Below are 11,108 nucleotides of genomic sequence, written 5' to 3'. Positions count from 1 at the left end.
GCGCGTAGCGGACGTGCATCCCGGGCGCGTAGCGGACGGCCCGACCGTGACCGCGTAGCGGGCATGCGACCGGTCGGGCCGACCGGTGCTCGGCTTCCTACGGGGCTGGTCGCGCGTCCCCTACGAGTCCGGGGTCCGGCCGGTCGCTCCGCGCCGGGTTCTCCTGGTTCGGCGGGACGCGGTCGACGGCGACGGATGCACGAGCGACACGTCGTGGTCGGCGGCGGCGTGGGTTCGGCCGCAGCGGGGGCAGGTGCCGGCCGAGCGTCGCCGGTGCGCGAGGGCGGTGAGGAGCAGGGCGGTGCAGAGGACCGTACACGGCGAGGGCCGGTTCAGCGCACGACCAGGGCGAGGATCAGCACGATCAGGACGACGTTCTGGATCGAGTGGATCGCGATTCCCATCCACGCGCTGCGAAATCGTTTGCTCGGGTAGGCGAACAGGCCGCCGGCCACCGCCGCGCCGGGCATGGACCACGGTTGGTGCACGTGATACAGGCCGGTGAGCAGACCGTTCACCCACCAGTCGTGCCGGCCGAAGGCCCCGCGCATGCGCGGCAACAGCAGACCACGGAAGAGGAGTTCCTCGCCCAGGACGCTGTTGAACGTCATCATCACGGCGACCAGCGCCAGCCACCCCCACGCGCCGCTGACGTAGTCCTGTCCTTCGGTCGATTCCAGGAACGCGCCGAGGCTGCGGTCGGACGGCTCGGACAGGCCGGTGGGGACGAGTTGCACCAGCAGGAAGCCGAGCGCGAACACCGCCACCCACCACCACAGTCCGCCTCCCCGCCGACCTCGGTCGTCCGAAGGGGCCCGCAACCACAACGCATCGCGCAGTACCGACCAACGCAGGCTTGCCTGTTCGCGGGCGACCAAGCCCAGGACGAGGATTGTCTGCCAGACCAGGCCACAGGTCAGGGCGGCGATCAGGACCGTGGCGAACCGCCCCTTCGAGGCGTCGTCGCCGGCGACCATCGGGGTCACCACCCAGGCGAGCAGTGCCATCGGGACGACGGCCGCGGCCCAGACGGTGAGCACCGCGGCGATGGAGTACTGGGGGAGTGGTGGCGGGGAAGCGGTGCCGTGCGGGCCGCCCCCGAGCGCCGTCGTCGATGCGGTGGAACTCCCGTGTATGTCACGAGGGTTCGGGGTCGAGCCGGGTGAGATTGTCATGCCTCGAGCGTGCCGGTCCACGCCCCGGGCCACTATCGGTGACATCCCCGACCCGTCCCTGGATCAATTCTCCGGGTGGTCCCCGATCCGGATTCGGGAGCGCCCGCCGCAACGAGGCGCAACGGCGCGCCGAAAACGTCGAGTTCGTCCACGCCCGTGCCCCGCGACCAGCCTCGACACGACCTGCGCCGATCGCCCGGGACGGCGGTGACGCCTCGGTCGAGGTAGGGCCTCTCCCTCTGTCGGGGTAGGGGAATCGGAGCCGATCGGTCGAGGTAGGGCCTCTCCCCTGCCCGGGGCAGGGGAATCGGAGCCGACCACAGTGCGATCGCCGTCGGCCGGGCCCGGTCGGGATGTCCCTCACATTCCCGGATCCCGTCCGCAGACCGTCGGTTTTCGGACTTTCCGGTGGCTGCTCTCCCGGACCAACCTTGCCGGTGCCATTCTTGTGCCGTGACACGCAGCTATCAGTCGATCACGAAAGAGATCCTGAGTGCGGTGAGCCCGCCCGGCGCGTGGCGGATCCGGGACGGCGAATCCTGGTGCATGGTGACTCCACCGCACCATGAACGCCGTTCGCAGGGCTGGAAGTTGCACATCTCGGCCACTCCCGCGTCGGCGCCCGCGGTATTGGAGCACGCGGCCCGGGTCCTGGTGGCGCACGAATGCGCGTTCAAATTCGCGGTGACGCCGCGATTCACCGCCGAGATCAACTCGGTTCGGGCCAACCGCGCCCAGTCCGGGAAGTTCCTCACCGCCTACCCGGCCGACGACGCCCAACTGCGGCTACTGGCAGAGCGGTTGCACGCGGTGACACTCGGTCTGCCCGGCCCGGCCATCCTCTCCGACCGGCGCTACCGGCCCGACAGCCTGGTCCACTATCGCTTCGGCTGCTTCGCCCGACCTCGCGAGCTGACCGACGAGGGCTTCTACGAAGGGCGCCTCGAAGCCCCCGACGGGACGCTCGTACCCGACCGGCGCGACCCGTGGTTCTCGCCGCCCGCGTGGGCCCGCCCGCCCTTCGACCCGCCCGCCCCCGCCGTCCCCGGCCGGCGGCGCGGCGATCCCGTGCGCATCGGCGGGCGCTACCTCGTCAAGGAGGCGATCCGGCACTCCAACCGCGGCGGCGTCTACCGCGCGCTCGACGAACACACCGGCGACGACGTCCTGCTCAAGGAGGCCCGCCCGCACGTCGGAGCCGATCTCGCCGGCCGCGACGCCCGCGACTGGCTGCGCTACGAGGCGGACATCCTCACCCGCCTGGCGCCGCGCGGGGTCACGCCCGCCGTACGGGAGGTCTTCGAGAGCGCCGGCCACGTGTTCCTCGTCGAGGACCTCATCGACGGCAAGAGCCTGCAACAGTGGGCCGCGGACCGGCTGAACGACGCGGACGGTCGCCTGCCGGCGCCTCTCGCGTGGCGCCTGGCCCGCGAACTCGTCCGACTCCTCGGCGAGGTACACGCCGCCGGCTTCGTGGTGCGTGACTTCAAGCCGAGCAACGTGGTGATGGCTCCCGGCGACGCGCCCGTACTCGTCGACATGGAATGCACGGTCCGCCTCGACGAGCCCGCGCACGTCGCCGGCACCCAGGGATTCACCGCACCGGAATACCTCAACGGCCCCGGCCGGGACGCGCACACCGCCCCGCCCGCGCCCGGCCCGGACGTCGACGCGTACAGCCTGGGCGCCACACTCCTGTACGTCACCACCGGCATCAACCCGGTGCAGGCCGCGGATACCACGCCCGTCAGGTCGTTCGGCGACCGGATCGCGGCCATCGTGCACGCCGCGGCGCCCGCGTCCCCCGCGCTGCGGGCGCTCGCCCCACTGGTGTTGGGGCTGACCGCCGACGGCCGGGCCCGCTGGCCGTTCCCCAGGGCCGCGGCGTTCCTCGAGCGCGAACCCGCCGCGGGGCCGGTATGCGCGGGGCCCACGGCGGCCGACGCCGACCTCGACCGGCTGATCGACGACGGCCTGGCCCACCTCGGCGACACGATCGACCCGGCCGGCGAATACCTGTGGGCGCGCCCGCGCTCGCTCCCGTACGGGGACGCCTGCAACGTGCAGGTCGGCGCGGCAGGGGTGCTGGCCGTCCTCGACCGGGCGGTGCGACACGGATACACCAGGGCCGAGCCCGCGCTCGCCGCCGCCGCCCACTGGCTCGACCGACGCCTGACCCTGCCCAGCCGCGTCCTGCCCGGCCTGTACTTCGGTCGCTCCGGCACGGCCTGGGCCCTGTACGACGCGGCACACACCTTGGGCGACCGGCAACTGGCCCGACGGGCGGGCGAGTACGCACTGCGCATCCCGCTGGAGTGGAACAACCCCGACATCTGCCACGGACTGGCCGGCGCCGGCATGGCCCAATTGCATCTGTGGCACGCGAGCGGCGACGAACGCTTCGCCGACCGGGTCACACGGTGCGCCGAGGGACTGGTCCGGATCACCCGCAACGCCGAAACCGGCGTCGACTGGCCCCTGGGCCCCGAGTACCCCGACGACCTGCGCGGCTCGGTCCTGTACGGCTTCGGGCACGGCGTCGCCGGCAACGCGGCCTTCCTGCTTGCCGCCGGACGCGACCTGAAGCGGCCCGAGTGGACCGAGACGGCGGTCGGCGGCGGACGTCTCCTGTGCGCCGTCGCCGAGCGCCGCGGCGACGGAGCCCGGTGGCCGAAGGGGCCACGCCGAACCGACGGCGTCGGGCTGAACCTCTGGTGCAACGGCACCTCCGGGGTGGGCACGTTCCTGGTCCGTCTGTGGCAGGCCACCGGCGACCCGTGCTTTCGCGAGTACGCCGAACGGGCCGCGCTCGCGGCATACCGGGACCGCTGGCGGCTCGGCCCGGGCACCTGCCACGGGGTCGCCGGAAACGCCGAGTTGCTCCTGGACCTTGCCGACGCGACGGGCGAGGACCGGCATCGAGTCCAAGCGGCCGAAATGGCGCACTGCCTGTTCGTGCGGGCTACGCGCAGGAACGGCCGGCTGCTGGTCCCCGACGACACGATGCGGGAGGTCTGCGCGAGCTACAACGTCGGATTGGCCGGCGTCCTGGACTTCCTGCTGCGCCTCAGACTCGGCGGCGATCGTTCGTGGCTGGTGGATGCCGGCCGATCGCCGTCGCGGCCGAACGACCACGCGTGAGGATCACCCCCGAAGGGAGGACGCCGACCATGGAAACCACGGAGACTCTGGTGCTGGAGCTGCAGGAACTGCCGGAAACGGACGAGCAATTGCTGGAGCCGGTGATGTGTTGCGACACGATGCACACCAGCTTCGATTGCACGGACACCTGTACGGAACCGCCGCGCTGCCACGGCTGACGCTCGGTTCGACGCACGCGGTGCCGTGCGGGCGTGGCGCGGGCGAACGAGGCAGCGCCGCCCGCACGGCACCGGCCGGGTCGTGGGAGGAAACGCCTTGGGCGACGCGCGATGGAGGACGGTGTTGCCCGGCGCGACGTCGGCCGCCGTGCTGGACCACGTTGTCGCCCTGGCGGGGCGGCCGCGCGAGCTTCCCCACGCCGTGCGACACGACCTCGCCGGCGGCGGCACGGGCCTCGCCTTGGCGTACCGGCAACTCGACCTGTGCCTGCCCGGACGGGGCTGGGGCGCCACGGCCGACGGCTGGCTGACCGCGGCGACCGCCGGTGCGGAACGGGTGGGCGCCTGCGCACCCGGCCTGTTCGGCGGCCTCGCCGGCCCCGCCTTCGCGGCCTGGACGTCGGAGCGAATACCCGACGGCGACGGCCGCGAGATGCCGCACGACCGGGTCGTGGCGGACGCGGTCACCCGTGCCCGGGCGCTCGGCGCGCGCCGATCCGGGCTACCGGTGCGGGAGTTCGACGTCATCTCGGGCCTGACCGGAACCGGCGCCTACCTGCTGCGCCGCGCCGCGGACTCGGACCCGGAGTCGGCGGCCGACCCGGCCTCGGGCCCGGCGCTCCGCGCGATTCTGACCGCCCTGGTGGCGCTGTGCGCCGAGCGGGAAGGGACGCCGCACTGGTACACGCCGGTCGAGGCCGCGAAGGACCCGCAGGTGCGTGCGATGTTCCCCTACGGCACGCTCAACTGCGGTATGTCGCACGGCATTTCCGGACCGCTCGCGCTGCTGGCGCTGGCCCTGGAGGCCGGTGTCCGGGTCGAGGGCCAACGCGAGGTCGTCACGACCGCGGCGCGCTGGCTGACCGAGCACCGGACCGACGACGCGTGGGGGCCGAACTGGGTGGCGATGGTCGCCGTACCCGAACCCCCGGGGGCGCCCGGATCCTCGCGTCCGACTCCCGCGAACACCCGCGTCGCGCGTGCCTCGTGGTGCTACGGCAGCCCGGGCATCGCGCGGGCGTTGTGGCTGGCCGGGTCCGCACTGGGCGACGCCTCGTTGTGCGAGCTCGCGACGCGGACCCTGAAGGCCGTGTATCGCCGCCCGGCGTCGGCGCGGCTCGTCGACGACACGCCCGGCCTGTGCCACGGTGTCGCCGGCCTGTTGCAGATCACCCTGCGGTTCGCCCACGACACCGGCGACCCCGCGTTCGTCGAGGCCGCGGGCGGCCTCACCGGACACCTCCTGCGCCTGCGCGACGCCCTGCCGGCCGCGGGACCGGGCTTCCTCGACGGCGTGGCGGGCACCATCCTGGCCCTGCTGGCCGCCGCCACCGATGTTCCCCCCACATGGGACCGGACCCTGCTGCTTAGCTGACCCGGACTCCCGGTCGACGACGCCCTCTGGGCTCGACCCCAGTCCGGCGGGCCGCCTCCCGGTCGGGAGAGCGCCCCCGGGTGCGGTCGGCGGTTTCCCTCACGCCGGACGGGACGACTTCGTCGAGTCGTCGGATCGGGTGCGTGGCGGCCGGGACGCCACGGGAGCCACCGGTCCGGCGCGTTTGGTGCGGCGCTGCGCGATGGAGATCTCGACGCGGCCGATGCCGGCGACGTCGGCCAGGTCGGTGGCCAGGTACTCGTACAGGGCGTCCGTGTCGCGGCACTCCAGGATCGCGACGACGGTCGCCTGGCCGGTGGTGATGGCGGCATACGCGACCAGGTCGTGGCGGGACAACGCCTCGGTGACGGCCATCAGTTGACCCGGCGCCACCTCCAGCCACACGATCGCCTCGACCGAGCGGCCGAAGAACCCGGGATGCACCTCCACCTCGAAGTCCAGAACCCCGGCGTCACGCAACCGGGTGATGCGCTGCCGAACGGTGGACTCCGACCATCCGGTGGCGCTCCGCAGGTGGGACAGGGCCGCACGGCCGTCCTCCGCGAGCGCCCGGGCCAGGCGCTCGTCGCCGTCGCTCCACACGATCGTGCCCCGCGCGAGATCCACCGCTTCGGGTGCCTCGGGTGCTTCGAGGGGTGTCGAAGGACGAAGGCGAACCTGTTCGGACGCGTCGAGGGCCCGCATGCGTCCCTTCCAACCGCCGACTCCCACGATCGGCCGCAGCACACAGGACGCCAGCACGTCCCGCACGCCGGGGGTACGCCCCAGTTGGTCGAAGAACGAGGGGCGTGCCTCGTTCGAAGGGCGCGCCTCGTCTTCCCCCGAGGGGGTGCGCACCATGCACGTGATCTCCGTTCCGCCCACCAGCGGGGCGATCCAGGAGGTGTCCGCGCGCTGGGAGAGCGTCTGGGCGAGGGCCTCCGCGGTCGCGGGCAGGCAGCGGATGCGCACGAACCAGTCGAGCATGCCGATGCGGCGGCTGTCGATGTTGCCGACCACACGCACGATCAGCCGCGAGCGCAGGCGCAGGTAGCGGCGCGCGATCGTGCGATCGGGGACCCCGAGCACCGCCGCGATGCGGCTGTAGGAGGCGCGTCCGTCGAGTTGCAGAGCGTGGATCAGCCGGCGATCCAGATCGTCGAACGTGACGGATTCCATGGGTTTCGCCTCCTCGAACGTCCGATTCCGATGAACTCGACGGCCATTGCATCCGGTGCCGGATCGCCGGTGACGATACTGGCAGCACCGAACGCACACGAGGCCACCGCTCCCGATTCCCGGGAATCGGCGGGCCGCGGCGCGCGTACTCGACCGCCGCGCGGTGCGTCGGGGCGGCACGGGCCGACCGACGGGCGGTCCCGAGCGTGCGAACCACGCGCGACGACCGGATGCCGCACCCTCCAGACGATCCAAGGAGAGCAACCTTGCTGACCGTACTTCCGATCAGGTATGTGACCGATGTGGACGCCTCACGGCGCTTCTACGCCGGGCTCGGTCTCGCCTTCCGGCCGGAGCTCAGTGTCGACGTGTGGGCGCAACTGTCCGCCGACGCGGGCGCCTTGGGGATCCACGACGCGGCCGTGTCCAAGGGGCGCCCGCCCGGCACGGTCGAACTGGGTTTCGCCACGGACGAGAGGCTCGAGGACGTCGCCATGAGACTGGCCGACGCCGGTCAGGAATTCGAACTCGTCGACGAGGACTTCGGGCGCAGCATCCGCGTCGTCGACCCCGACGGCGTCACCATACAGATCCAGGAGATCGACCCGGACACCGTTCGCCGCTCGGCGGCGGCCCTGAAGAAAGAGCGTGACTGACGTACCGTCACCATCGGGCGGGCCGGTGCTCCCGCCCGGCCTGCCGGCGAGCGGTGTCGACATCGGCATCGTCTCACCGACTCCGGCGTCGCCCGCGCTCGCGGCGGCACCCGCGGGCCGGGCGGGGATGGCGGGTGCCGCGGTGGGCATGTTTCGTCGGCTCGGGTTCACCTGACGTGTTTCACGAAGGGACCGCTTCCGGCGATGTCGGGCGCGTGCGGTGCGCCGGTGGCGGGACGGCCGGTGTGGTGTGCGAGTCGGCGGTCGTCATTGCAGGAGGAGACGACAGTCGCGTTCGTTGAGGCCGAGGACGGTCAAGGGTGCGTTGATGTCGGAGGTGAGGCCACCGGGGCGGAACTGTGCGGCCAACCGCGCGGAGTCCTCGCTCACCAGCGCGTCACGCCGATCGCGGTATGTTTTCGCGTCCCCGGTGATCGCCGCGGCGACCTGGGACCAGGCCTCGGCCCATTTCGGGTCGGCGGAGGTGATCCTGCCCAGGTCGCGCGTGGTGCGCTCGTATTCCTCGATGGTGCGGGTCAGCGCCTGGGCCACCTCGGCGGGAGGGCGTTGCTTCTTGATTACCGTGACCAGTGCCGTCACGATCGCGTCGCGGTCCTTGCGGTAGTCGGCATCGCCGGCGCGCCGCTTCAGTACGTCACCGCAGATCCGCGCCGCACGGTGGGTGAACTCCCCGTTGTCCCGGACCACATCCGGCCCGGAGGAACCGTCGTCCGAGCACGCCCCCGTCGCGGCCCCCGTGATCAGCACCACCGTCGCGACGAGCACCGTCCACACCCCGCGGTTCCATGTCCTCACCGTGCACCCCACCCCCAAGTCTTCTCGAACGACCTGCGTCGATCGGACGTGCACCGACTGCGATCGGTTCCATCGCTTCCATCGGTTGTCTCGGAGCCAACCGACGTCGGTCACATGTGCCATCCGTACGCACCTGCGGCTTGCTCGCGCACAGGGCCCCCGCGCGGGCGGAACCCGACGTCGTCGAGTCGGCCCCCGGCAGGGACCGGCTCGTGTCGGGTGGCCGGGGCCCACTCGGTCGACCGAGTGGGCCCCGGCTCCGGGAATTCAGGTGCTGCGGAGGAAGGCCGGGAGTGTGCGGACAAGTTCGTTTCGCGCGGGGGCGGCGAACAGTGCGTCGAGGTGGGTCATCGTCGGGTCGGCCGCATAGGTGGCGCGCGGGATACGGGAGTTGGCGACGACCCGGCGGGCGGCGGCCGACTGCGTGCCCTTGTCGAGGCCGGTCTCGAAGACGTACAGGGGGACGTCGACGTCGCGCGCGTGCCGAAGACGCAGGCCCAGGATGCGCGCGGACTCGGTGTCGGCGTACGCGTCGACGGCTTCGAGGTCCAGGCTCAGGCGCTGCGGCCAGTACCACTCGAGACCGGCCGGTTCGGGACCGGCCTGCGCCTCGGCCACCCGGTGCAGCGGCGTCATGTCGTCGTCCACCCAGTCGCCCGCGGCGTCCAGGTGACCCGACCGTACCGACAGCGCGGTGTGCGTGTGCGGGGACTCCTGCATGAACCAGCCGAGCAGCCCCGCGTTGGTGACGGGGCGCGGCGGTCGCAGGTGTTCCGGCAGGCGGGCCGCGAGCACCGAGGGGTGATGCGGTGCGCGCTGTGCGTACCAGGCGATCAACTGGTACCAGACGGCCGTGGATTCGGGCCGATCACCCAGGCCCAGGGCCCGGGTGAGGTAGTCGTCGACGAGCGCGGAGGATGGGGCGTCCGGAGCGTTGATCGCGGCGAGGCGCGAGCGCACGACGTCGGGGGTGTTCCGCGGTTCCCAGCCCTCGCCCGCGAAGGCGCCGTCCACGCCTCCGTCGATGAGGACCAGCCCGGCCAGGTCGCGATAGCCGGGCCGCCCGGCGAAGTCCCAGGCGGCGTACGCGAGTGCCGTGGTGGCACCCCACGAATGGCCGCCGAGCACGACCCGCCGGCGGCCGGAGTCGGCCGCCTGCCGCACGACACCGCGCAGGTCGGCGAGCGCGGTCGCCAGCCCCCAGTCGCGGGCCTCGGGCAGCGGAGGACGCCGGCGGTAGTGCCCGTCGAGGTAGTACGCGGCCGGATCCTCGCCCTTGAACCCCCGGGTGTCGGCCCGGGACTGCTCGCGGCGGTCCACCGCCCACACCTGCGTCCCGGGCAACGCCCGGGTCAGATCGCGGGCCAGGACGCGCAGGTCGCCCGCCGCGCCGTACATGCCCGGTGCCAGGACGAGGACTCGGCGGGCGTCGGGACGCCCCACCTTCAGGACGCGGACCGCGTCGACGGACACGTACGCCTCCCGGAAGCGACCGCCCCGATCGCCGTCCGCGGCTTCGGCCGGTGCCGCGCCGACGCCGAATCCCGCGCTCAGCACGAGAGCCACCACCGATGCCGTCGCGCGTTTGCCGAACACTCGGCGTGTTGTGAATGTGCCGGACCGCACCGTTGCCTCCACGGATGTCGACGATGTTGACGTCCGGAAGAGGTCGGGAATCGCGGTCTCGTTCCCTGTGCCGCGCGTCACACCCGGACCGAAGGCGCGGAACGGAGCCTCTCCAGTGCCGCCCCGCGCCGCGCCGCTGTCGCGAGGCGAGCCGTCCGGAGACACGAGCCGCCGGCCGCAAATGCGTTTGTCCGCCCGTGCGGCACCGCATTACCGTGCCCACGTGGAACTCTTCTCCCATTCGTGGACGGCGTTGCGCGCGGCGGTCGCCGATCTCTCCGACGAGGACTTCGCGAAGCCGTCCGGCTGTACCGGCTGGCTCGTGCGTGACCTGGTGTGCCATCTGGTCATCGACGCCCAGGACGTCCTGATCACCCTGGCGACCCCGGCCGAGACGGAACCCACCCGCGACGCGGTGACCTACTGGGACGTCGCCGAGGCGGCCCCGACCGGTGACGACCCGCTCGACGCGCTGACCGTTCGGCTGGCCGCCGCGTACCAGGAGCCGGGGCTGCTCAAGTTCCACCTGGACGACGTCGGCTCCGCCGCCGGTCGCGCCGCCGAACTCGCCGACCCCGACCTTCGGGTCGGTACCCGCGACCAGGTTCTGACCGTGCACGACTACCTGGGCGTGTACGTCCTGGAGTGGACGCTGCATCACCTCGACCTGATCGCGCATCTGCCGGACGCGACCCAGCCGCCGGCGGAGGGCCTCGCCCGGACGCGCGAGATGCTGGAGCAGATCGCCGGCATCGCGTTCCCCGCGTCGTTCTCGGACCGGGACGCGCTGTTGGTCGGCACCGGGCGGCGCGCCCCGACCGACGCGGAGAAGGCCGAACTGGGCGAGTCGGCGGCGCGGTTCCCGCTCTTCCTCGGCTGAGGCCGATCGTCTCGCCGCACGCGACAACCGCGGGTGCCGCGTGGGGCAAGGTCGAGGCCGGCTCGCCCGCCTCCGCCGTGA

At 72.5% G+C, this 11,108-nt stretch carries 10 protein-coding genes; 6 read left to right on the top strand and 4 right to left on the bottom strand.

Going from position 1 to position 11,108, the window contains the following annotated elements; genetic code table 11:
* Positions 1-332 precede the first annotated feature (332 nt).
* Positions 333-1,175, bottom strand: coding sequence for a lysostaphin resistance A-like protein (locus tag ACIRL2_RS38295; protein WP_402238530.1), 843 nt, complete (start codon positions 1,173-1,175; stop codon positions 333-335).
* A 453-nt stretch (positions 1,176-1,628) separates the two neighbouring features.
* Here ACIRL2_RS38295 and lanL point away from each other — a divergent pair, with 453 nt between their 5' ends.
* The 3 genes from lanL to ACIRL2_RS38280 all read left to right on the top strand — a co-directional run bounded on the left by lanL (position 1,629) and on the right by ACIRL2_RS38280 (position 5,870).
* Complete coding sequence (gene lanL, locus ACIRL2_RS38290; protein WP_402238527.1) at positions 1,629-4,316, top strand: class IV lanthionine synthetase LanL; 2,688 nt, start codon at positions 1,629-1,631, stop codon at positions 4,314-4,316.
* A 29-nt stretch (positions 4,317-4,345) separates the two neighbouring features.
* The gene (locus ACIRL2_RS38285) at positions 4,346-4,495 is read left to right on the top strand and encodes a hypothetical protein (RefSeq protein ID WP_395869842.1); all 150 of its coding nucleotides are present in this window, start codon (positions 4,346-4,348) and stop codon (positions 4,493-4,495) included.
* Between the two features lie 97 nt (positions 4,496-4,592).
* Positions 4,593-5,870 (top strand): lanthionine synthetase C family protein, encoded by a 1,278-nt coding sequence (locus ACIRL2_RS38280; protein ID WP_402238525.1) that lies wholly within the window; start codon positions 4,593-4,595, stop codon positions 5,868-5,870.
* Positions 5,871-5,969: 99 nt separating this feature from the next.
* On the opposite strand, the gene ACIRL2_RS38275 is transcribed toward ACIRL2_RS38280, so the two are convergent.
* Entirely contained in the window at positions 5,970-7,049 is a 1,080-nt protein-coding gene (locus ACIRL2_RS38275; RefSeq protein ID WP_395869838.1) for an Lrp/AsnC family transcriptional regulator, read from the bottom strand.
* A gap of 266 nt (positions 7,050-7,315) precedes the next feature.
* On the opposite strand from ACIRL2_RS38275, the gene ACIRL2_RS38270 reads away from it, so the two are divergent.
* Together ACIRL2_RS38270 and ACIRL2_RS38265 are read left to right on the top strand one after the other, a co-directional pair.
* Positions 7,316-7,705, top strand: a complete 390-nt coding sequence (locus tag ACIRL2_RS38270; RefSeq protein WP_402238522.1) for a VOC family protein — start codon at positions 7,316-7,318, stop codon at positions 7,703-7,705.
* Positions 7,698-7,880 carry a hypothetical protein gene (locus tag ACIRL2_RS38265; RefSeq protein ID WP_402238520.1) on the top strand — a complete coding sequence of 61 codons (183 nt, stop codon included), beginning with the start codon at positions 7,698-7,700 and terminating at the stop codon, positions 7,878-7,880. Before ACIRL2_RS38270 ends, ACIRL2_RS38265 begins: the two co-directional genes overlap by 8 nt.
* A gap of 92 nt (positions 7,881-7,972) precedes the next feature.
* On the opposite strand, the gene ACIRL2_RS38260 is transcribed toward ACIRL2_RS38265, so the two are convergent.
* Positions 7,973-8,521 carry a hypothetical protein gene (locus ACIRL2_RS38260; RefSeq protein ID WP_402238518.1) on the bottom strand — a complete coding sequence of 183 codons (549 nt, stop codon included), beginning with the start codon at positions 8,519-8,521 and terminating at the stop codon, positions 7,973-7,975.
* Between the two features lie 267 nt (positions 8,522-8,788).
* Positions 8,789-10,117 carry an alpha/beta hydrolase gene (locus ACIRL2_RS38255; RefSeq protein WP_402238515.1) on the bottom strand — a complete coding sequence of 443 codons (1,329 nt, stop codon included), beginning with the start codon at positions 10,115-10,117 and terminating at the stop codon, positions 8,789-8,791.
* Between the two features lie 253 nt (positions 10,118-10,370).
* On the opposite strand from ACIRL2_RS38255, the gene ACIRL2_RS38250 reads away from it, so the two are divergent.
* The gene (locus tag ACIRL2_RS38250) at positions 10,371-11,027 is read left to right on the top strand and encodes a maleylpyruvate isomerase N-terminal domain-containing protein (protein WP_395869828.1); all 657 of its coding nucleotides are present in this window, start codon (positions 10,371-10,373) and stop codon (positions 11,025-11,027) included.
* Positions 11,028-11,108 lie beyond the last annotated feature (81 nt).

The sequence above is a fragment of the Embleya sp. NPDC127516 genome, assembly GCF_044765325.1.
Lineage (GTDB): Bacteria > Actinomycetota > Actinomycetes > Streptomycetales > Streptomycetaceae > Embleya.
This window is presented reverse-complemented; position numbering and strand designations above follow the sequence as displayed.